Annotated in this window: 17 protein-coding genes, 3 rRNA genes and 1 riboswitch; of the genes, 11 read left to right on the plus strand and 9 right to left on the minus strand. The window is 47.0% G+C overall.

The window, feature by feature from the left end; translation table 11 throughout:
- Positions 1-10: 10 nt before the first annotated feature.
- Entirely contained in the window at positions 11-1,909 is a 1,899-nt protein-coding gene (locus tag F0220_RS04530; RefSeq protein ID WP_105602177.1) for a beta-glucoside-specific PTS transporter subunit IIABC, read from the minus strand.
- A gap of 187 nt (positions 1,910-2,096) precedes the next feature.
- On the minus strand, positions 2,097-2,957 hold the full coding sequence (gene licT, locus F0220_RS04535) for a BglG family transcription antiterminator LicT (RefSeq protein ID WP_105602179.1): 861 nt from the start codon (positions 2,955-2,957) through the stop codon (positions 2,097-2,099).
- A 312-nt stretch (positions 2,958-3,269) separates the two neighbouring features.
- Here licT and F0220_RS04540 point away from each other — a divergent pair, with 312 nt between their 5' ends.
- From F0220_RS04540 to F0220_RS04580, 9 genes are all read left to right on the plus strand, one after another.
- On the plus strand, positions 3,270-3,437 hold the full coding sequence (locus F0220_RS04540; protein WP_074093608.1) for a DUF3934 family protein: 168 nt from the start codon (positions 3,270-3,272) through the stop codon (positions 3,435-3,437).
- Positions 3,438-3,602: 165 nt separating this feature from the next.
- Positions 3,603-4,034, plus strand: coding sequence for a MarR family winged helix-turn-helix transcriptional regulator (locus F0220_RS04545; RefSeq protein WP_181155611.1), 432 nt, complete (start codon positions 3,603-3,605; stop codon positions 4,032-4,034).
- 80 nt (positions 4,035-4,114) lie between these two features.
- On the plus strand, positions 4,115-5,290 hold the full coding sequence (locus F0220_RS04550; RefSeq protein ID WP_105602182.1) for a YhgE/Pip domain-containing protein: 1,176 nt from the start codon (positions 4,115-4,117) through the stop codon (positions 5,288-5,290).
- A 698-nt stretch (positions 5,291-5,988) separates the two neighbouring features.
- Positions 5,989-7,541 (plus strand): 16S ribosomal RNA (locus F0220_RS04555).
- Positions 7,542-7,849: 308 nt separating this feature from the next.
- A 23S ribosomal RNA gene (locus F0220_RS04560) occupies positions 7,850-10,777 on the plus strand.
- Between the two features lie 143 nt (positions 10,778-10,920).
- Positions 10,921-11,037: ribosomal RNA gene (rrf, locus tag F0220_RS04565) — 5S ribosomal RNA — on the plus strand.
- The 16S, 23S and 5S rRNA genes sit together here, the layout of an rRNA operon.
- Before the next feature lie 186 nt (positions 11,038-11,223).
- A complete protein-coding gene (locus F0220_RS04570) occupies positions 11,224-11,847 on the plus strand; it encodes a deoxynucleoside kinase (RefSeq protein ID WP_076253494.1) in 624 nt (207 codons plus the stop codon).
- Positions 11,844-12,500, plus strand: a complete 657-nt coding sequence (locus tag F0220_RS04575; RefSeq protein ID WP_091016111.1) for a deoxynucleoside kinase — start codon at positions 11,844-11,846, stop codon at positions 12,498-12,500. Before F0220_RS04570 ends, F0220_RS04575 begins: the two co-directional genes overlap by 4 nt.
- Positions 12,501-12,828: 328 nt before the next feature.
- Positions 12,829-13,311 (plus strand): hypothetical protein, encoded by a 483-nt coding sequence (locus tag F0220_RS04580; protein ID WP_223199847.1) that lies wholly within the window; start codon positions 12,829-12,831, stop codon positions 13,309-13,311.
- 561 nt (positions 13,312-13,872) lie between these two features.
- Here F0220_RS04580 and F0220_RS04585 read toward each other — a convergent pair.
- The 7 genes from F0220_RS04585 to F0220_RS04615 form a co-directional block, all read right to left on the minus strand.
- The gene (locus F0220_RS04585) at positions 13,873-14,616 is read right to left on the minus strand and encodes a MerR family transcriptional regulator (RefSeq protein ID WP_105601085.1); all 744 of its coding nucleotides are present in this window, start codon (positions 14,614-14,616) and stop codon (positions 13,873-13,875) included.
- 307 nt (positions 14,617-14,923) lie between these two features.
- Positions 14,924-15,589, minus strand: a complete 666-nt coding sequence (gene thiE / locus F0220_RS04590; RefSeq protein ID WP_105601083.1) for a thiamine phosphate synthase — start codon at positions 15,587-15,589, stop codon at positions 14,924-14,926.
- Positions 15,589-16,401, minus strand: coding sequence for a bifunctional hydroxymethylpyrimidine kinase/phosphomethylpyrimidine kinase (thiD, locus tag F0220_RS04595; protein WP_091016104.1), 813 nt, complete (start codon positions 16,399-16,401; stop codon positions 15,589-15,591). The genes thiE and thiD overlap by 1 nt, the downstream gene beginning before the upstream one ends.
- The gene (gene thiM / locus F0220_RS04600; RefSeq protein WP_091016102.1) at positions 16,398-17,210 is read right to left on the minus strand and encodes a hydroxyethylthiazole kinase; all 813 of its coding nucleotides are present in this window, start codon (positions 17,208-17,210) and stop codon (positions 16,398-16,400) included. Before thiM ends, thiD begins: the two co-directional genes overlap by 4 nt.
- Before the next feature lie 984 nt (positions 17,211-18,194).
- Positions 18,195-19,268: an ABC transporter substrate-binding protein gene (locus F0220_RS04605; RefSeq protein WP_105601081.1), complete on the minus strand. Its 1,074-nt coding sequence runs from the start codon at positions 19,266-19,268 to the stop codon at positions 18,195-18,197.
- Between the two features lie 154 nt (positions 19,269-19,422).
- Complete coding sequence (locus F0220_RS04610) at positions 19,423-20,235, minus strand: ABC transporter permease (protein ID WP_374954423.1); 813 nt, start codon at positions 20,233-20,235, stop codon at positions 19,423-19,425.
- On the minus strand, positions 20,222-20,989 hold the full coding sequence (locus F0220_RS04615) for an ABC transporter ATP-binding protein (protein WP_105601080.1): 768 nt from the start codon (positions 20,987-20,989) through the stop codon (positions 20,222-20,224). Before F0220_RS04615 ends, F0220_RS04610 begins: the two co-directional genes overlap by 14 nt.
- 177 nt (positions 20,990-21,166) lie before the next feature.
- Positions 21,167-21,269, minus strand: a riboswitch (TPP riboswitch).
- 285 nt (positions 21,270-21,554) lie between these two features.
- Here F0220_RS04615 and F0220_RS04620 point away from each other — a divergent pair.
- Both F0220_RS04620 and F0220_RS04625 read left to right on the plus strand, forming a co-directional pair.
- A complete protein-coding gene (locus tag F0220_RS04620; RefSeq protein ID WP_105601078.1) occupies positions 21,555-22,253 on the plus strand; it encodes an aspartate/glutamate racemase family protein in 699 nt (232 codons plus the stop codon).
- A gap of 131 nt (positions 22,254-22,384) precedes the next feature.
- Complete coding sequence (locus F0220_RS04625; protein WP_105601077.1) at positions 22,385-23,260, plus strand: radical SAM/SPASM domain-containing protein; 876 nt, start codon at positions 22,385-22,387, stop codon at positions 23,258-23,260.
- Positions 23,261-23,329 lie beyond the last annotated feature (69 nt).

Below are 23,329 nucleotides of genomic sequence, written 5' to 3' on the forward strand. Positions count from 1 at the left end.
ATAAGTTGGATCAGACAACGAGAGTCAGCAGGACATCATTTTTCTGTACCTGCTCTTGAGTTGTTTCGAATACATCCACTTCCTGCTGCGTAAGAGTAACAATGACAGGGGTTACGGTTTCGTATCCGGCTTCTTTGATCTTATCGATGTCAAACTGGATCAACAGATCGCCCTGTCTGACGATATCCCCTTCCTGAACGACAGGAGAGAAGTGTTTTCCCTTTAGCGCTACTGTATTGATGCCGATATGAATCAGGATTTCCGTTCCTGCGTTGGTGGTTAATCCAATGGCATGTCCAGTCGGGAAGAGGGAAGTGACAACACCGTCTACCGGAGCAACAACTTCACCAATCTCAGGGACAATCGCCAAACCTTTGCCCATAGCACCAGTCGAAAAGGCGGGGTCATTAATAGTGCTCAGTGCTACGGCTTTACCTGTAAGTGGGCTATAAATTTGTTCTTTCTTGATCTCCGTTGTTTTGGTCTCAGGTATGACAGGAAGCTCTACCGGCGTACTTTCAGCCGATGGGCTGGAACCAGATTCATTTTTCTCGGAAGCTATGTCTTTCGTTTTGCTTTCATAACCAAACATCACCGTTAATACCGCTGCTACAGCAAAGGAGCAGGCAATAGCAATCACGTAGACAACCGTTGGTGTATAGACAGGAATGGCAAATATATTATGGAACACATAAGCAGTCATTTTAACACCAAAGTGACCATTAATGGCACCGCCGATCGCACCTGCGATGACTACGATAGGAATTACACGTTTATAACGCAAGATCAGACCGTATACAATTGGTTCAGTTACTCCTGCAAGTAAACCGGTAAGGCTGGTCGAGCCAGCAAGGGTTCGCAGGGTTTTATTCTTTTTGGCTTTCAGGAAAATACCGAAGGCTACACCGATTTGTGCAAATACAGCTGCAGCAGCCATGGCTTCAATCGGATCACCGCCAACCCCGATATTCTGTATCGTGATTGGAGTGAAGCCCCAGTGGAGTCCAAAGACAACCATGAAGGTCATGAATCCACCGAGTACAATCCCTGATAATATACCGCTGACACCAATGAGCCAAGTTACGCCGGAGGAGATCCAGTCACCTACCGTGGTGCCGAATGGTCCAAAGGCCATTGCGGACAGAGGAACCATAATCATCAAAGCAATCATCGGTACAAGGAACAATTGCAGGTCTTTCAAAATGATTTTTTTGAGTAACTTATCAAGAACAGCATAGATACTGATCGATATGAAGATTGGGAATACGCTGGCTGAATAATTCATCATGACAACCGGTATACCCAGGAACGATACATCTGAGCCCTTATCCATCAGCCCGGTGAAGCTCGGTTCCATCAGAGCGGCACCAATTACGCCAGCTACATAAGGATTGGCTTTCAGCTTCATACCCAGTGTGATGCCAAGGAAGATGGGCAAGAAATAAAATACAGCGTTGCCGGCAGCGGATAAAATCAAGTATGTGTCACTTGTATCCGACATCCATCCGAGCATGGTCAGGACAGTCAGCAAAGCTTTTAGCATACCTGATCCTGCCATAGCCGGGATTAACGGCGAGAAACTTCCGGATATAATTTCAAAAACTTTGGATAACAGCGAGGTTTTTTCCCCTGTGGACTCAGCCGATGAGGAGGAATCTCCTCCAAAATCCCGGTTTTTCATAATCTCCGCATATACATGAGCCACGTTACTACCGATGACAACCTGGAACTGGCCGCCGCTTTCGACAACGGTAATAATACCATCGTGTTTTTCAAGCGTTTCGCGTTCGGCCTTTTTCGAATCTTTCAGGTCAAATCTCAGCCGGGTCGCACAGTGGACAAGACCATTGATATTGGCTTCTCCGCCGACGAGACGAACGATGTCATCCCCCATTTTTTTATGATCCATGTTCATTCTCCTTTGTTGTTAAGATTGCCTGAAAACAAAAAAATACCTAAACGAATGGCTATGATGATCATCGGAAAGATGACCTGTTGCCAATCATTTAGGTATCGCCTGCTTGAGCAGTAACAATCCTTGTCGTTAAGTTGTGAGACCTACTATATCTGACGCCGTAATCGTTTGCAAGCTTTTTTTATTCCGCGCCCAGCAACTCGTTACGAGAAGTGACACGTTGAATATGGATCGTCAAATACACCTTTTCATCAATGGACATGGCACTTTCAAACCTTTCTTCAAGGTACTGATTGATTAATTGGGTGCATTCAAATGCCTTGCTATATTTGTCCTTCACCTGCTCATACAGAAAGTTGTCTCCTGAAGCAAATTGCTCCTGTTCATTACTCAACATTCTCTGCACAAAATATTGAAGATGGGTAATAAACCGGGAATAATTAAATGAATTTTCATCCAGGGCGATGTGGTAATGGTTGGTCACAATGTTGAAGATATCATCAATAACTTCAGTGATTTCAACGGTTTGTTTCATGCCTTGAGCATCTTGACGAGCGTTTACAAAATGCATTGCAATAAAGCTGGCCTCATGTTCATCCATCTGGATGCCGAATTGTTCCTGGATCAGCTCCACAGCGTTCATGCCAATCCCAAATTCCTTCTTGTAAAACTTCTTGATCTGCCACAAAAGGGAATTCTTCAGCCCGACGGATTTACGGTACCGGGTAATGGCAAACTGAATATGATCGATCAATGATATATAGATATTATCACTAAAAATATCACCCATTTCCTTTTTGGCATGGCCCACAATTTCGTCTGCTAACTTCAAATATTCAACCGATGTTTCCCCAATCAGATCAATGAGTTTTTGCGGTATTTTATCTGATTTCAGCACAAAGGTTTTTTCGATTTTATCCTCATCCACAGGCTGCCCGTTTTTCTTTTTGAAGCCAAGACCGTTGCCAATGACAACAAATTCGTGACCAACCTGGTTCTCAGCCCGGATGACATTGTTGTTAAAAATCTGACGGATGATCATATATGTGTTTCACCTCAATTGGTCGTAATAATAACAAAAAACCCAAACTAAGGCTTAATAGACAGCCTTGGTTTGGGTATCGCCTGCTTACCAGTAACAATCCCGAAGAAGACGCAGCTTCCTCTTTCAATTATGTCCACTATACCGCTTTCATAACAGAATAACAATACAATGATTTCTGGAAATGGACGTAAAGACGTGGATTTTTGGTATAATAAGAAATGCTGGAAGTGAATTAGATGGGCTGGGTTGCATAATAAGTTACCGAGGACGGTCATTTTTAAGCATATACAGGATTATTGGAGTGATAACATGAGCAATGCAAAAGGAAAAGGCGGCACCGGCCGTGGTACGGGTAAAAAAGGCTGGAACCGTTGGCAAGCCGCTGCAAACCGGGCAAAAAGTGCCCCGAAGCCTTATAAAAGTAAAGGTACAAAGAAGAAGGACGATACCGAAACTTCAAGTGGCAAGCCCGAGTAAGTATGGTTTGACGATGCCAGAGGAGAGAGCTGCCTGACTAACGGGTGGGTCTCTTTTTGCTTGGAAAGATAAAAAATTAAATTGACAGTATTGTAAATATGGTAATAATATAGAGCTTACGCAAATTAGATGGTAGTGCTACTATATAGAGAAAGGAGCAACAGCATGCCTGTTAATATGGATGAAAATCCACTTGGACTGATTCTGTCACGGACGTATCTGGCATACAAAAAAACAACAACCAGAAATCTGAGCGAACAGGATATTACTCCGGAACAATTTGCAGTTCTGAATGAATTGAGCAAGGCTGGAAGCCATATATCACAGAAAAAACTGGCTGAATTAACAGTGCGGGACCAGACAACGGTAGGCAAAATTATAGACAAGTTGATTCGCAAAGGTCTGGTGACAAGAGAAGAAGATCCACAGGACCGCAGAGCGGTTTTGCTTTGTTTGACGGCGGAAGGACTGGAAATGAATGACGTTCTTACACCAAAGGCAAAACAGCAAGAGCAAGAGGCACTCGCCGAATGTTCCCCTGAAGAGCTTGAAGCATTCATGAATGTGATGAATCGCATCTATGAAAAGATGAAATAAATTTTTTTGACCAAATATGTGCACGTGCATATATATGTAGTGCAATTATTTTAATTTTAACTAACGGGAGTCGTGAACGAATGAGAAGCTTCAAAGATTTTCTTAAAGTGCCACAGACAAAAATAGGGTTGGTTTTTGCATTGATTGTTCCGCTGTTATTTGTTGTGATCTGGATGACGGGTTATCATCAAGCCACGGAGAGAGTGGATCAACTTCAAGTTGCTCTCGTGAACGAAGACGGGACACAGGGAACAGAGGTGCAGAAGCAGATTGAAACGCTCGCGCCTTTCCATGTCAATGTTCTGGGATCTGCCGAGGAAGCTGAGCAACAGATGAATGCGGGTAACTATGCGATGGTTATTGTTATTCCGGAAGGATTCACTGACCAGATTGAAGGAGGTACAGAGGCGAGTTTGTCCTTTTATATCAATCAGGGAAATGCGGATGTAGCCAAATCCATTGTGGAACATGCCGCGACCGGAATGACTGCACAAATGGGTCAAGGGATTCTGGAATCCAAGGTTCAAGTGACACTCAATAATGATAGTATAAACAGCGATGAACTGAGTGCAGCTATTGGACAAGCGATGGCGAAGATGAATGAAGGGCCTGTGAAGGCTGAAATTAATAAAACGAACAGCGTGAGTGATTTTGCAACATCGATGCTGCCCATGATTCTGGGTTTTATCACCTACATTGCTTCGATGACGATGAACATTCAGTTCAATATTACGTCGAATATCATGAAGCGTACCCATTCCAAATGGGAAATCTTCTGGGGACGGCAATTGCTGTTATTGTGTATAGCTGTGATTGTTCCCCTAATTGTGGATACAGTAGCTCTTCAGTTCACGGATGTTGCGAGCTCCTTCGGCGCTTTGTATCTGTATCATGTGCTGGTGAGTCTGGCTTGTATCTGTTTTACACAAATGAGTTTTGCCCTGTTTGGCAATGCAGGACCTCTATTTAATGTAGCGATGGTTCCGCTCCAGTTGATGACAGCAGGAAATATCATTCCAGCCGAGATGCTGGCGCCATTCTACCGTTATATAGGAAACTTTCTGCCCGCTTCCAATGGAGTACAGGGATTTATGCGTTTGATCTATAGTGGAGAAGCAGTGGGGGGATACATGGTTCATCTTCTGTTGATCTCGATTATTACGTGGGGAATTACGTTGCTGCGAGTTGGCATGCAAAAAGCAGGTAATGGACAAATGACGAAGACGCCTCCAGCATCAGCACAGGCACAACATTAAGGGTTTCCTTCTATATAATGTAATAACACACAAGAAAGTGGTTCACGTATAGTTATATGCGTGCATCACTTTTTTTGTTTATCTTCTATAATAGTTCTACTTATACTCGTGGTAACTTACAGTACCCCCAGTAATTTTACATGACCTTGATAAAAGGACAACCTAAATTGAGCATATGAATGAAGCTAAAATATATGAGAGGAGATGTAGGCTAATGAGTTTAAGTCAATTAGACATGTATGGTGATGTATGAATGGGGAGAGTGTCGTTTAAGCTATAATAAACTTTACACTGGGATAGAGGAGAGCAACACAGTAAAGGTAGTTGGTTTGTAGTAAATGAATAATATTAAATTAAGTATTGTAATTAATATTTATAAGTGATATATTATTAATCCGGCCAAGAAAACACGGTTTAACACTGGTGCGGCAAGCAAATGAAATAAGCTTCGAAAGAAACTTAAAAAAAGAGCTTGCAAAGTTGGTTCGGACATGATATTATATAAGAGTTGCTGAAGAGAACAACATTCGGTAACGAAACAAGTTTGATCTTTGAAAACTGAACAACGAGTGAGTAAACATTCTGCTTGCAGAATGAACGCGAAAGTTGAGACAAGCTTTGGCTTGGATCGACTGGAGCACAAATGAGATTTTTAATCTCGTCAGATTCAAAATGAGCTTATCGCTCTTTTCAATACTTTATTGGAGAGTTTGATCCTGGCTCAGGACGAACGCTGGCGGCATGCCTAATACATGCAAGTCGAGCGGACTTGAAGAGAAGCTTGCTTCTCTGATGGTTAGCGGCGGACGGGTGAGTAACACGTAGGCAACCTGCCCTCAAGTTTGGGACAACTACCGGAAACGGTAGCTAATACCGAATAATTGTTTTCTTCGCCTGAAGAGAACTGGAAAGACGGAGCAATCTGTCACTTGGGGATGGGCCTGCGGCGCATTAGCTAGTTGGTGAGGTAACGGCTCACCAAGGCGACGATGCGTAGCCGACCTGAGAGGGTGATCGGCCACACTGGGACTGAGACACGGCCCAGACTCCTACGGGAGGCAGCAGTAGGGAATCTTCCGCAATGGGCGAAAGCCTGACGGAGCAATGCCGCGTGAGTGATGAAGGTTTTCGGATCGTAAAGCTCTGTTGCCAGGGAAGAACGCTTGGGAGAGTAACTGCTCTCAAGGTGACGGTACCTGAGAAGAAAGCCCCGGCTAACTACGTGCCAGCAGCCGCGGTAATACGTAGGGGGCAAGCGTTGTCCGGAATTATTGGGCGTAAAGCGCGCGCAGGCGGTCATTTAAGTCTGGTGTTTAATCCCGGGGCTCAACCCCGGATCGCACTGGAAACTGGGTGACTTGAGTGCAGAAGAGGAGAGTGGAATTCCACGTGTAGCGGTGAAATGCGTAGATATGTGGAGGAACACCAGTGGCGAAGGCGACTCTCTGGGCTGTAACTGACGCTGAGGCGCGAAAGCGTGGGGAGCAAACAGGATTAGATACCCTGGTAGTCCACGCCGTAAACGATGAGTGCTAGGTGTTAGGGGTTTCGATACCCTTGGTGCCGAAGTTAACACATTAAGCACTCCGCCTGGGGAGTACGGTCGCAAGACTGAAACTCAAAGGAATTGACGGGGACCCGCACAAGCAGTGGAGTATGTGGTTTAATTCGAAGCAACGCGAAGAACCTTACCAGGTCTTGACATCCCTCTGATCGATGCAGAGATGTATCTTTCCTTCGGGACAGAGGAGACAGGTGGTGCATGGTTGTCGTCAGCTCGTGTCGTGAGATGTTGGGTTAAGTCCCGCAACGAGCGCAACCCTTATATTTAGTTGCCAGCATTTCGGATGGGCACTCTAGATAGACTGCCGGTGACAAACCGGAGGAAGGTGGGGATGACGTCAAATCATCATGCCCCTTATGACCTGGGCTACACACGTACTACAATGGCCGGTACAACGGGCTGCGAAATCGCGAGATGGAGCCAATCCCAACAAAGCCGGTCTCAGTTCGGATTGCAGGCTGCAACTCGCCTGCATGAAGTCGGAATTGCTAGTAATCGCGGATCAGCATGCCGCGGTGAATACGTTCCCGGGTCTTGTACACACCGCCCGTCACACCACGAGAGTTTATAACACCCGAAGTCGGTGGGGTAACCGCAAGGAGCCAGCCGCCGAAGGTGGGATAGATGATTGGGGTGAAGTCGTAACAAGGTAGCCGTATCGGAAGGTGCGGCTGGATCACCTCCTTTCTATGGAGAATCGTTTCCCGAGTGGAAACATTCAAATATGCAGCTTAGCTGCAAAACACTCACTCGTTGCTCAGTTTTGAGAGCTCAAACTCTCAAAACAGCTTGCTTTTGCATGGAGCTTGTTCTTTGAAAACTAGATATCGAAACGAAACAAACGCGAATTAGAACATTCCTTTTTAGCTGAACTTGTGTTAAACAAGTTTCAATAAAAACGGTAGATTGCTGGAGCGAGTGATCGAAATGGAGTGACTTTTGGCTTTGGACGTAGTCCAAAACAAGGGAAGCGACAGCTCGAACACGAGCGCAATGGTTAAGCTACTAAGAGCACACGGAGGATGCCTAGGCGCTAGGAGCCGATGAAGGACGTGGCGAACAACGAAACTGCCTCGGGGAGCTGTAAGCAAGCTTTGATCCGGGGGTGTCCGAATGGGGAAACCCAGCTGGGGTAATTTCCAGTTACTCACAACTGAATACATAGGTTGTGTAGAGGCATACCAGGGGAACTGAAACATCTAAGTACCCTGAGGAAGAGAAAACAATAGTGATTCCGTCAGTAGCGGCGAGCGAACGCGGAGAAGCCCAAACCAGAGAGCTTGCTCTTTGGGGTTGTGGGACGTCTCACATGGAGTTACAAAGGAACCGGTTAAGCGAAGAGGTCTGGAAAGGCCCGCCAAAGAAGGTAAAAGCCCTGTAGTTGAAAGTCTGTTCCCTCCGAGACGGATCCCGAGTAGTGCGGGGCACGTGAAACCCCGTATGAATCCGGCAGGACCATCTGCCAAGGCTAAATACTTCCTAGCGACCGATAGTGAAGCAGTACCGTGAGGGAAAGGTGAAAAGCACCCCGGAAGGGGAGTGAAATAGAACCTGAAACCGTGTGCTTACAAAAAGTCAGAGCCCGTTTTAGGGGTGATGGCGTGCCTTTTGTAGAATGAACCGGCGAGTTACGTTCCCGTGCAAGGTTAAGGTGAAGAGCCGGAGCCGCAGCGAAAGCGAGTCTGAATAGGGCGACATAGTACGTGGACGTAGACCCGAAACCGGGTGATCTACCCCTGTCCAGGGTGAAGGTGCGGTAACACGCACTGGAGGCCCGAACCCACGCATGTTGAAAAATGCGGGGATGAGGTGGGGGTAGCGGAGAAATTCCAATCGAACTCGGAGATAGCTGGTTCTCCCCGAAATAGCTTTAGGGCTAGCCTCGGAAAACAGAGTCGTGGAGGTAGAGCACTGATTGGGTGCGGGGCCCGCAAGGGTTACCAAGCTCAGTCAAACTCCGAATGCCATAGACTTACTTCCGGGAGTCAGACAGTGAGTGCTAAGATCCATTGTCAAAAGGGAAACAGCCCAGACCATCAGCTAAGGTCCCCAAGTGTGTGTTAAGTGGGAAAGGATGTGGAGTTGCACAGACAACCAGGATGTTGGCTTAGAAGCAGCCACCATTGAAAGAGTGCGTAATAGCTCACTGGTCGAGTGACTCTGCGCCGAAAATGTAACGGGGCTAAACACACCACCGAAGCTATGGCTTGATGCTTTGCATCAGGGGTAGGGGAGCGTTGTATAAGGGTTGAAGGTGTACCGTAAGGAGCGCTGGACATTATACAAGTGAGAATGCCGGTATGAGTAACGAAAAGATCAGTGAGAATCTGATCCGCCGAAAGCCTAAGGGTTCCTGAGGAAGGCTCGTCCGCTCAGGGTAAGTCGGGACCTAAGGCGAGGCCGAAAGGCGTAGTCGAAGGACAACAGGTCGAAATTCCTGTACCACCGTAAGCCGTTATGAGCAATGGGGGGACGCAGTAGGGTAGTGACGCGGACTGATGGATGTCCGTCTAAGCAGTAAGGCTGATGTGTAGGCAAATCCGCACATTGTAAGGCTGAGCTGTGATGGGGAGCGAAAATTATAGTAGCGAAGGTCATGATCTCACACTGCCAAGAAAAGCCTCTAGCCAGGTGATGGTGCCCGTACCGCAAACCGACACAGGTAGGCGAGAAGAGTATTCTAAGGCGCGCGGAAGAACTCTCGTTAAGGAACTCGGCAAAATGACCCCGTAACTTCGGGAGAAGGGGTGCCCCGGTAGTGTGAATAGCACGAGGGGGCCGCAGTGAAAAGGCCCAAGCGACTGTTTAGCAAAAACACAGGTCTGTGCGAAGCCGTAAGGCGAAGTATACGGGCTGACGCCTGCCCGGTGCTGGAAGGTTAAGGGGAGTGGTTAGGGAGTAATCCCGAAGCTGTGAACCGAAGCCCCAGTAAACGGCGGCCGTAACTATAACGGTCCTAAGGTAGCGAAATTCCTTGTCAGGTAAATTCTGACCCGCACGAATGGCGTAACGACTTGGGCGCTGTCTCAACGAGAGATCCGGTGAAATTTTAATACCTGTGAAGATGCAGGTTACCCGCGACAAGACGGAAAGACCCCATGGAGCTTTACTGCAGCTTGATATTGAATTTGGGTACGATCTGTACAGGATAGGTGGGAGCCTTTGAAGCATGAGCGCCAGCTTGTGTGGAGGCAACGTTGGGATACCACCCTGATCGTATCTAGGTTCTAACCTGGTACCGTAATCCGGTGCGGGGACAGTGTCAGGTGGGCAGTTTGACTGGGGCGGTCGCCTCCTAAAGAGTAACGGAGGCGCCCAAAGGTTCCCTCAGAATGGTTGGAAATCATTCGAAGAGTGCAAAGGCATAAGGGAGCTTGACTGCGAGACCTACAAGTCGAGCAGGGACGAAAGTCGGGCTTAGTGATCCGGTGGTACCGCATGGAAGGGCCATCGCTCAACGGATAAAAGCTACCCTGGGGATAACAGGCTTATCTCCCCCAAGAGTCCACATCGACGGGGAGGTTTGGCACCTCGATGTCGGCTCATCGCATCCTGGGGCTGAAGTAGGTCCCAAGGGTTGGGCTGTTCGCCCATTAAAGCGGTACGCGAGCTGGGTTCAGAACGTCGTGAGACAGTTCGGTCCCTATCTGTCGTGGGCGTAGGAAATTTGAGAGGAGCTGTCCTTAGTACGAGAGGACCGGGATGGACGTACCGCTGGTGTACCAGTTGTTCCGCCAGGAGCACCGCTGGGTAGCTATGTACGGACGGGATAAACGCTGAAAGCATCTAAGCGTGAAGCCCCCCTCAAGATGAGATTTCCCAGTATGTAAGACCCCTTGAAGACGACGAGGTAGATAGGCTGGGGGTGGAAGTGCAGCAATGCATGGAGCTGACCAGTACTAATCGGTCGAGGGCTTATCCAATAGCAAGTGATAATTCGCATGTTTCGTTTCGAATCTAGTTTTCAGAGAACGATCTCTGAAATGAAAATTGGTACATCACAGAATGTGTGTATGATTTTCAGTTCCATATCTGATTTCAAGAAGCTATGCTTCGACAAATCGCGTTTGGTGGCGATGGCGGAGGGGTTCCACACGTACCCATCCCGAACACGACCGTTAAGCCCTCTAGCGCCGATGGTACTTGGACCGCAGGGTCCTGGGAGAGTAGGACGCCGCCAAGCAATAGAAAGACACACTTGATGATATCGAGTGTGTCTTTTTTTTATTTTAATGTAATTAATAGTCCCGATTTGACTTGTTATATACATAAAATACTGGCGTTCCAATCCTTAAAGCTGTGATACAATAGGTGAGGTCTATATAGAAAACGGAAACACGCATAAGTACGAGGAGGAAAAGTGAACACGATGAAATCAGCCCCGTTTATTGCCGTGGAAGGTCCGATTGGAGCGGGGAAAACAACGCTGGCAACGATGCTTTCCCATGAATTGAATCTTCCGTTAGTTAAAGAAATCGTAGAAGAGAATCCATTTCTGGCTTCCTTTTATCAGGATATCGACGAGTGGAGTTTCCAATTGGAAATGTTTTTTCTGTGTAATCGGTTTAAACAACTGGAAGACACGGGTGTTCATTATGTAGAGCAGAATACCCCAGTCATTTCAGACTATCATATCTATAAAAATATGATTTTTGCCGATCGTACCTTAAAGGGAACGAAACGGGATAAGTATCGTCAAATCTATCATCTGTTAACAGATGATCTGCCAAAGCCCAATCTGGTGCTCTATATTGAAGCTGAACTCGATACGTTGATGTACCGCATTAACAAGCGTGGACGCTCATTTGAGCAGGACATGGACCCGGCATATATGGAACAACTGATCGCCGATTACAAAACAGGCATGGACTATCTGGCAAATAGCTCAAATCCACCAGTAATCATTAAGGTTAATGCAGAGCAACTCGACTTTGTGGAACATCCTGAACACTTCAGGCAGATTGTTAATCAGGTAAAGGAGTATATCATATGAATAACTATGGCATTCCAGCGAATGCATTAATTACGGTAGCAGGTACGGTTGGGGTGGGTAAATCCACGTTAACGGCTGCGCTTGCACAGCGTTTGAATTTCAAGACTTCTTTGGAGCAAGTCGATCACAATCCTTATTTGGAGAAGTTCTATCATGACTTCGAGCGTTGGAGCTTCCATCTGCAGATTTATTTCCTGGCAGAGCGCTTCAAGGAACAGAAGAAGATTTTTGAACTGGGTGGGGGATTCGTTCAGGATCGTTCCATCTATGAAGATACGGGCATTTTTGCACAAATGCATGCAGATCAAGGAACCATGTCTGCTACCGATTTCGAGACATACAGCAGTTTGTTTGAAGCGATGGTAATGACACCGTATTTTCCACATCCAGACGTGCTGATCTATCTGGAAGGCAGTCTGCCTTCGATTTTAAACCGAATTACGGAACGCGGACGTGAGATGGAGATTCAGACGGATCGTTCGTACTGGGAGCACATGCACGAGCGCTATTCCGTGTGGATTGATCAGTTTACGGCTTGCCCTGTGCTACGTCTGAACATTGATGAGTATGATGTGCATGATCCGGCATCGGTGGATGCCATTTTGGCACAGATTGCAGCTGTCATTCAGCCTTCCAAGGAAGTACAAAGGTAAGATAGATAGAGCTTTTCAATGTAGTTTTCTCGGTTACATCGGTTATATCTATGATACAGATATGGACAACATCCCTTCTACGGCAATTATGCTGTTGGAGGGATGTTTTTTTATGTGCCAAGGGAATGATTATGAGATGTTTGTGGATAAAACTAAAATGATATATTCGAGCGAATAAGGAAATAGATGCTTAATATATCTTTTCTATTATATAAATACATGGTCACCAAAAGTAGAAAAATGTTGAATAATAGGTCTTTTTGTGGTTTCATAGGAAAGGTGAATTCTGGAAAAGAAGCATATGCATGACTCAGGAGGGAAAGACAACGTGGAAGAGAAACAAGGAGTTAAAATCGGTATGCCGATCATTGGTGGTTTAATTGCAGCCATTCTGGGAGGCATCGTATGGGCAGCTATTGCTGCAATGACCGAGTATGAGGTGGGACTAATTGCGATTTTGATTGGAGCACTCACGGGCTACGCAGTTGTGTTGTTCTCCAATAAACAAATTGCGACGGTACATAAGATTATTGCCGTACTGTTTGCGCTTGTTGGCATTTTGTTGGGGAAATATCTGACGGTCGTATATTTTACTTCCGAACTGTTTGGTGATGTAAGCGTGATGGAACTTGTGTTTGATAGCGAGATGATCAGTGCGTTTGTGGAAACCTTTCAGGAGTACTTCAGTCAACCGATTGATTTGTTATTCATCGTGCTTGCGATTGTGTCTGCATGGCAGATTCCTGGCCGGATGGCGAGAACAAGTCTAGCTACGGATGCATCTTCATCGGATCACGCGCCAAGAGCTTAATCGGATAGACGGTGGACGCTGGGAGCAAAATGAAGAACGTTTGACAGAAGAAACTTAATCCTCTTCTTCCTAAGCATCTGGGGAAACGGTTATATCGAAGGACTGGGAGCAGAAGAAAAACGTAGTAAAGAGCATCTACACTAAAAGATATTTATAAAGTACTCAGAGTGAGCAGCAGTTAGGCATGTTCACATTGCGGCTGGGTTACTTGCATATACAAAAGGGACGATACGCCTTAGGGCGTACGTCCCTTTTGTGATCCACCAGTTAGGAGGTGGAATATGGCTCATAACTGTTGCAACAACTCGGATCGATTTAAATTACTTACCACATAACCCTAGTATATATCCAAGATGTTCATAAGGTTAATTACAAGAAAGATGTGGTCACCCCAGGAGGTAGGTTCAAATATCCCAAGGGTCATTTACTGCGAATAAAGCTGATGACGAGAATATTTTACCTTTTCAGGACAGGGGGTAACTTCCAGACTATCGTTTACAGTGCACATCTGACAGCAATGAGAGTTGAATAATACTGAATGTGATCGAAGACAGGGCTATATTATTTGTTTTGGTCAGCAAATACAGCCATAGCATCTCTCATAAATACTGCCAAACCATCGCCAAACTGATCAATATTACGCGTGAAGCGTTCATCGTCCACGTACATCTGACCAAGCCCTCTGAAGGCTTCAGGTGAGTAGCTTCCCATTTGGTTTAGCCAAGTGTACCACTCTTTGATGCCAGACTGTGCCTCCGCAGATGCTGGTTCTGTGTGACGAAGTGAAGCCAGATGTTTGTAGATCTTGTTCATTTGATCGGATAGAGCCTTCTGATCTGTGGTTGATTTACTGTGCAGCTTCTGATTTGCGTGATCGACGGCATGGTCTCCCCAACGTTCCCGCGCTTCTTGTTCATACGAATTCTCGCTAAAGTCAAATCCTTCGAATTGTTCTTTGGCTGTCATTTTAATTTCTCCTTTCACGTGTAAAACCGTTCTATCAATGGTAGCAATCATCTGGTCCAAGCGTCGGCGCTTCTCCAGCAGTATAAGTCGATGCATATTAAGTGCTTCTTCTGGATTGAAGGAGGGGTTGTTTATAATGTTTTTGATCTCCTTCAGAGAGAAGTCGAGTTCCTTGAAAAACAAAATCTGCTGTAACCGTTCCAGGTTGGCATCTGAATATAATCGATACCCGGCAGAAGTCACTTCGTCGGGGGTTAATAGTCCGATCTCATCATAGTGATGCAGTGTGCGCACACTGATCGAGGCAAGTTCGGCAACTTCTTTTACCTTCATGGCCATGTGTGAAACCTCCTTACAACATCGATTGTACAGTGTCACGTTACGTGAGAGTCAACCGTTGAAAATGAAAAAACAAGATGCAAGCATGGAGGCTGCATCTTGATCATGGATTGGTGAATAGATGTGACTGAATTATTGTATCATCCAGTCACTGCAGGGAGCGGATGCGCTTCTAAGTCGAAGACATAGACTGCCGCACCGCAGGGTGTTGTGAGGCTCCTCTGTTATGGAGAGGAGAGCGAGCGGTTATGGGCCGCACCATGTATTCGGTGCAGCCCATGGGGCTGGCAGTGCAGGGAGAGCAGGGCTACGCCTGCATCCCGAGCACTGCCGCAGCGAACTGCGCAGCCGCTGCGCGCACATCGGCCGCGCCCGCGATGGCGGAGATGACGGCTACGCCGTCGGCTCCAGCCGCCATCACGGCGGCCGTGGTATCGGGCGTAACGCCGCCGATACCTACAATCGGAACTGCGATGCCTGCGGCGCGCAGTTCCGCCACCCCTGCGGGGCCCAGCACAGCGTGGGCGTCCGCTTTGGAGCGCGTCGGGTACATGGGCCCGACGCCAAGGTAGTCGGCGCCCGCCTGCACGGCACGGCGCGCCTCATCCACAGAGTGGGCGGATACGCCAAGCATCCGCCCATCTCCAATGCGGGCGCGTACCAGCGCCGCGTCCGCATCTTCCTGGCCGACATGCACGCCGTCGGCCTCCACCGCTACAGCCAGCTCCACATCATCGTTCACGATGAACGGGACCCCGTGCTGGCTGCACACCTCACGAAGCCGCATCGCAAGCGTGATGCGAGCTTCGCCGACCAAGGCGCCAGTTCCCTTTTCACGGAACTGGAACAGCGTGATGCCGCCAGCAATGGCCTGGCGCAGCACTTCCACAGGGTCTTGCGTTGTATTGACGCTGCCCATCACCAAATACACCTTCATCGCGCGTTGTACCGCTTCTGCATCCCAAGGGCGCATCACTGCTCACCCCGCTGTCTGCGCTGATATGCAAAATGATTTGTCGGCCCATGTCCGGCCCCAATCCCCAGCTCATCTTCGATGGCTGCCTGAATGAATGCTCGCGCGGTCGTAACGGCAGCCAGAACAGGTGAACCCTTGGCTAACTCTGCAGTAATGGCCGCAGAGTACGTGCATCCTGTTCCGTGTGTATGACGTGTTACTACACGAACATTCTCCAGATAATGAAAAGACTGCCCATCGTAGAGCACATCAACGATCATACCACTTCCTTCATCATGACCACCTTTGACCAAAGCATACGTTGATCCCATCTGTACAATCCGTCTTGCGGCTTCTTCCCGCTGACTCAGATTTGTGATAGACATCTCGGTAAGCAGTTCCGCTTCCGGAATATTGGGTGTTGTGATCAGGGCATGGGGCAGCAGCTCCGTAACCAGCGCTTGTACAGCTTCCTGCTGGAGCAGAGGGGCACCGCCTTTGGCGACCATCACAGGGTCGATGACCAGATTAGACCAACGGTAATGCTGCCATTTCTCAGCCACTAGACGAATAATTTCGGCACTATATAACATGCCGGTCTTCGTTGCGGTTGGTTGAAAGTCTTCACCCGTCGAGTCCAATTGCTGGGCAATGCCATCGTAAGGGATGGGAAAAACGCCCTGCACACCTGTGGTATTTTGGGCAGCAATAGCGGTGATAACGGTCATGCCGTATGCGCCAAGCTCCTGGAATGTTTTCAAATCAGCCTGAATTCCTGCACCGCCCCCGTTATCAGAACCTGCAATGGTTAGCGCTTGAGCAATGCTCATATTGCACCTCCACGGATTTGACGGATTTGTGCGCGTTCTGCCAAGAGGTCTGGTGTTACTTGTGCCAGTTGATTCAACAATTCAATCTGGAAGCTGCCCGGCCCCTGATGAGCTGTCCGCTCTGCCGCCAGTTCAGCTGCTACACCATAAAACGCGAGCGCTTCAACAACACTGCCTATAAGATCGGCTCCTGATTCCGCTATGGCTGTAAAAGCACCAATCACCGAACTGAGAAGACAGCCAGCACCTGTGACCTGAGTTAGCAGGGCATGACCATTACTCGTAAGGAATGTGGATTGTCCATCAGTAATGATATCTTCTTTTCCGGTAATGACCACAACACAGCCAAGTTTATGAGATGCCCGCTCCGCAATTCCAATCCGGTCACCTTCACCTGATCCTGCGTCCACACCTTTAATGCTCCAGCTCTCACCGATGACATTGGCAACTTCCGCCACATTGCCGCGCAGCACCGTGAGGCGAATCTCACGAACGAGCATCTGCACGGTTTCTGTACGATAGGTGGTCGCGCCAGCTCCAACCGGATCAAGCACCACAGGCACGTGATACGCATTAGCCGATTGGCCTGCCAGACGGATCGCCTGAACGACTTTGTCATCGAGTGTACCAATGTTGAGTACCACGGCTCCTGACATCTTGGCGACATCAGCGACCTCTTCATGGGCATAGGCCATAAAAGGGGATGCACCCAGTGCGAGCAGACCATTGGCTGTAAAAGGAGCAACGACAAGGTTGGTAATATTGTGTACCAGCGGATTTTGCGTACGAACACGTTCCAGATAAGACATATAATTTCCTCCTTGTTATGAAGTAACCCCATCGGCGGAAGTCCGATATCTGGAGTCACTCAGCAGAATAATAGAATATGAGTCTCCTTGTTGAGTTGGGGCGCAGAGTCTAACAACAGCTAGATGCATTAATGCGAGAAAAGCAGAAACGTAAAATCTAAATTAGTTTCATAACTCACTAAAAAGGGATTTTTTGTAACAGGATATAGACAAATTGAATCATTCTGATCGATATCTAGCCTTGATTGAAATAGCTAAAAGGTAGATTCATATAAAATGTAAATTCGCAGATAGACAACCGTACAAATACGAAACAGTACAAAACGAAACGATACAAAATACAGAAAGTGAACCCGGGTCTTTCTCCAAACTCAGGCAAGAGATAGTGTGATGGATGTTAGCGTCTAACCAGTGTCTTGAAGTCCAGGCTGGTCGATACCCAACTGATTGGGGCACGACTGGTCAGACGATGTTTCTAAAGAACACAGGACGTCTTATGTGGCTGTCAGCTCCTCCTTTTGAAATGTAAGGAACATCAGACACGTTATCCCAGAATCTCCTGACCAAAACGCTGCAAACAGCTATTTATTCTGATATAACATGCTTCAGGTTCTTTAGATTTCTGCAACCGCTCCAAATCCCTGAATAGGACGCCTCAGATTCGTTAGCGCTCGCTGCATGCTCTACTCCAAGCACATTAAGGAGCTAGCTCCCGGAAGGTTTGAAGATATGCGCTAATGTTCATACCAAATTCATACCAACAAGCCACCAAAACGCATATCAAGCTGCTCTGATGCACATCAAGCCACTTAGGCTTGTTATAAATTCTGATCCTTCGATGCTTGCTTCAGGGCTATTCCATTTCACAAACCTTCATGCATCCGATCCTATATTTTGCTAAAATTTGTTTTTAACCCCTTGCTTTCATTCTGTTTGTGTCCAAGGTCCAGTTACTTTTCCTTTATTCACGTTGCTCTCCTTTATTTACTCTCCTTGCAGATTAATAAAAGCATCCTCGGCTTTCACCGATTCAGGAATCAGATCCTGTTCAACGAGCCAAGCACGTACATTCTCCCATGATTCCATTTCCTGCCGACCAAACGGTTGGCCTTCTTCATTCATAAGTGGCAGTAGAATAGTAAGGCTTTTGGTTTCGACATCCGGGTCAAGCGGAGACGTTTGATTCTCATGAGCGAGCAGAATATTCAAGGCTTCTTCTGGATGCTCAGTCACATATTTTTGTCCTTCCTGGACCGCTTTGACGAACCGGGTAAGCTGTTCTTTTTTTGCTTGAATGCCAGCTTCACTCGCAGTCAGGACCAGTTCATAATAATCAGGTACGCCATAATCGACGGGGTTAATTGATTTCATGGAATGTCCTTCTTTCTCCAAAATCAATTGTTCATGGTTAATAAAACCACCCATAATCGCATCCGCCTGTCCGGAAGCCAGTGAAGGAATCAGATCGAATCCAACGTCGACCAGATTCATGTTATCTGGGTTGCCACCATCGTGGCTGATCATCGTACGAACCATCGCTTCATACAGCGGAATTGAAGAATACCCGACAGTTTTTCCGTCAAGATCTTTGGGTGAACTCACGTTGCCATTGGCTTCGGTCAATAGATGAACAAGCGGGTGCCGAACAACAGCAGCAATAGATCGTACAGGAATGTTCTCGCCACGCGCGAGCAAGATTTGGGGCTGGTAGCTTAAGGCCAGATCAATTTTACCGGCAGCAACAAGTTTGAGTGAATCATTGGTATCCGCAGGCATCTGAATTTCGACATCCAGACCTTGGTCTGCGAAGTACCCTTTTTCCTGAGCCACATAGATGAAGGAGTGTACTGCATTCGGGTACCAGTCGAGCATGATGGACAGTTTATCTTTGGCGTCTGATGCTGGTTCGGTTGCAGACTTGTCTGTTTGTTGTGCATTGGTTGCAGAGTCTGTTGTTGGCGTGTTACTGCTGGTATTCGTGGTGCTGCATCCACTGACTATCAGCAAAAGGCTAATGAGCATGATGGGAAGCAGGGAGTGTATGCCTTTATTATTCATAATGGAAGTTCCTCATTTCATTGTTTAAGGTTTGTAGGAGAAGAACAGCAGGATGTTAACGGACAACGTGATGATTGAAACATAACTGATGATATGTGAAAAAAGTGTTTGGAAATCATACTTCCTATCATTAAATCGGGTTCACTCTCCAAGATTATCCGTTCTTTCTTTTGCCTCCATGACGGCGTGTGTTAAACCGTTTCTCCAGCCAGGCAATCAATATAAACAAAACGATCCCAAGCAGGGATAACAGCACAATAGCGGCAAACATCGCGTCCGTGTTCATGTTGCTGGACATACGGCGGCTGAAGTATCCGAGACCTTTGCTGCCACCGAGCCATTCGCCAATCGTTGCACCAACCACGCAGTACACCACAGACATCTTTAGCCCCGAGAAAAAAGAGGGAAGGGCAAGTGAAACCTGGAGTTTGCAAAAAATATCCCACTTGCTGGCGCCCATGGTGAGCAGCAGTTCACGCTGTTCTGGATCGCCTTGGCGAAGTCCATCGTAGGTGCTGACCACAATGGGGAAGAAGGCGATCAGGAACACCACGGCGACTTTGCTCCACAAGGTATAACCAAACCACAGGATGAATACAGGGGACAGGGCAATCAGTGGTATGGTTTGACTGATCACGATGAAGGGATACAAGGCCTTTTCAATCGATCGGTTCATATGCATTCCTGTCGCTAGCGTAATTCCAGTCACTATGGACAAGCCAAAACCAACAATAACCTCCATCAAGGTAGCAGGCAGATGTGTAGCCAGCAGGAGGTAGCGATGCTCATACAGGGAGCTGGCAATCGCCGTTGGGGCTGGAATGATGAAGGAGGGCACCCATCCCATACGCACAATCCACTCCCAGAAGACAAGCAACAAGAGCAGGAGCCAAAGAAACAGACCATAACGGGCAAGCCAACGCCTTACGCTATCCTTCATGCAGTCTCCCAAGTTACCTTCTCGCATGCAATTGTTCCTCCAGTCGTCGTCTCATCTGAACGAGCGCCGGTTCATAGATCATGTCCGAATGTCTTGGACGTGGCAAAGGTACCGTCAAATCCTGTAGCTGTTGGCCTTGGCGCCCCGGAGTTAACAGGATAATCCGATCACTGAGCAGCAGCGCCTCTTCAATGTCATGCGTAATGAACAACACGGTTTTGCCAAAGCCCTCCCACAGTTCCAACAACCAGCGATGCATCTCCCGTTTGGTTAAGGCATCGAGTGCGCCGAATGGTTCATCCAGCAGCATGAGTTGGCCACCTGTCAGCAAAGTACGAAGCAGCGCGACACGCTGGCGCATGCCACCCGATAGCTCGTCTGGGTAAGCATGCGCGTAGCCGGATAGGCCAAATCTGTCGAGCCCAGCCAGAATGTCCGCGCGAATTCTCCCCTTATCCTGCCGCTCTGGAGCAAGTTCAGCGGGGAGCATGCAATTCTCCATGACGGTTCGCCAGGATAACAGGAGGTCCTTTTGTGGCATATAGGCCACCTGCCCCAGTCGCTTTCCTTCAGGGACCCAAGGAATTTCTATGGTTCCATGGGTTGGCTCAAGCAAGCCTGCCAGCAGCTTGAAAAGGGTGCTTTTACCGGAGCCGCTGGAGCCGATAAGCGAGACGAATTCGCCGTTGGCTACACGCATCGACACATTGGAGAGCACGGGGGAATCCCTTTTTCCCGGGAAAGCGTAGCTCATGTTGTGAATGGTTATGTTATTATCCATCTCGTTTTGTCCCCCCCTTGTTATTCCAAATTCAACTTCAAACTACGGGATCTTTAATTACACCTTCTGATCTGCCCGCAGAACGCGAAAAAGACCCACCCATTTCCGGAGAAATGAGTGGGTCTGTAAGTTCAATTCACATTAAATTTCATCATCAACATGAAAAAATCCGCTTACTGAAAGGCCGCTCCACTTCCCTCCGCTGGTATGATCCAGATCAGGTTCAAAGGGTCCGAATCATTCGATTCGTCTCAGCCGTAAGGCTCCCCTAGTGCAATGTTCAAGATATGCAGTTGTGTGTTCAGCATATATCACATGCAAGTGGAATGTAAAGGGGGCGCTTGGAAAGAATGTGAGTACTGATCTGAAAATGGTTCCGGTCAGATTATTTGGATTGTACAGCCAGATCATTCGGGTAGAAGCAATAATCCGTTGCCGGAATTGCTCCAGATCCCTCTATTCCTCTTACTGGGGCAGGTTTATTTAATCAGATAGATACGGTACAATATCTATTAAATTTCTATATACTGCTTTCGGAATGTATTAAATGGAAGGGAGAGTGTATATGAAAACGATTGGTCTTATTGGTGGAATGAGCTGGGAGTCATCGTTAGAATATTATCGAATTATTAATGAAGAAGTGAAAAATAAATTGGGAGGATTGCATTCAGCCAAATGCATTTTATATAGCGTGGATTTTGAAGAAATCGAGCGTTATCAAGCTGAAGGTGATTGGGAAAGTGCTGGTGAATTATTAGGGAATGCTGCTCAGTCTTTGGAAAAGGCAGGAGCAGAAATGATTGTAATTTGTACAAATACGATGCATAAAGTGATTAAACATATTGAAGAAAAAGTGCGTTTACCCATTGTACATATTGCTGATTCAACAGCAAATCAAATTCATAAGTCCAAAATAAGTACGGTTGGTTTACTTGGCACTAAATATACGATGGAACAAGACTTTTATAAAAAACGAATTGAATTGAATGGTATTAAGGTTTTGATACCGAATGAAGAGGATAGAAAAGTTATCAATAAAATAATATATGAGGAATTATGTTTAGGGAAAATTGAGCCCTTATCAAGGGATTATTATAAAATGGTGATCCAAAGGCTAGTTGATGATGGAGCTGAGGGGATCATATTAGGTTGCACCGAAATTGGATTATTAGTAAAAGTAGAGGATTCAGAAGTTCCATTATTTGATACAACACGTATTCATGCGATTGAATCTGTTCATTTGGCACTAGCCAAATCATTTTGACACAACCAGATAAACCAGTTCTCTGATTTACCTTGGCTCATGAACCCGATATAATAGGGATGGCCCGTATAGGCCGGATCACAAAATGCAGGTGGGATTGTTCTCCCTCCTAGGCAGAATGGGGACCCGAGTTGAAAACGTTCAAAAAAGTATATATTGAGATCACGAGTATCTGCAATCTGGCTTGCAGCTTCTGTCCACAGACGCAGCGTGCCAAAGGATTCATTGACCCTGAAGTCTTCAACAATATACTGGAACAAGTTAAACCACACACCAATCATATTTATCTACATGTCAAAGGTGAACCCTTGTTGCATCCCAAAATAGATCTGTTGCTCGATTCCGCACATGAGAAGGGACTCAAGGTGAACATTACAACGAATGGTACACTATTGCCCAAGACTCAGCATAAATTGCTTGGCAAACCGGCGCTGCGGCAGATGAATTTCTCCCTGCACAGCTTCGATGGGCATGAAGGTTCGACCGACCGTGACGGATACCTGAGCAACATTCTGTCTTTTGTTCACGAAGCGGTGAAGCACAATGTCATCATCTCATTCCGGTTGTGGAATCTGACGCAGGATAACTTCACAAATGCTCAGATGAATCGAAATCGGGAGACCCTTGAAGTATTGGAACGTGAGTTCAATCTGGACTTCCGAATTGAGGAAAAAGTAGTTCCAGGCAGCGGGGTCAAAATTGCCCCGAATGTATACCTGAATCAGGACCATGAGTTCCAGTGGCCGAGTCTGGATGCACCTGAAGATGACGGCAAAGGCTTCTGCCATGCATTGCGTGGTCAGGCAGCTGTGCTTGTAGATGGAACGGTGGTTCCATGCTGTCTTGATGGTGAGGGTGTCATTAACCTTGGTAATGTGCACGAGAAGTCATTCTCGGAGATTATTGAGGGTGAGCGAGCGAACAATCTGGTATATGGCTTCTCCAGGCGCGAAGCTGTGGAAGAGTTGTGTCGAAAGTGCGGTTATCGTCAGAGATTCGGAGCCTGATATCTTATATCAGCAAGCCAGAAGCCATTCAAGATCACACATTTGGAGACAAATGTAGTGGTCTTTCTT

Source organism: Paenibacillus sp. 37 (assembly GCF_008386395.1).
Lineage (GTDB): Bacteria > Bacillota > Bacilli > Paenibacillales > Paenibacillaceae > Paenibacillus > Paenibacillus amylolyticus_B.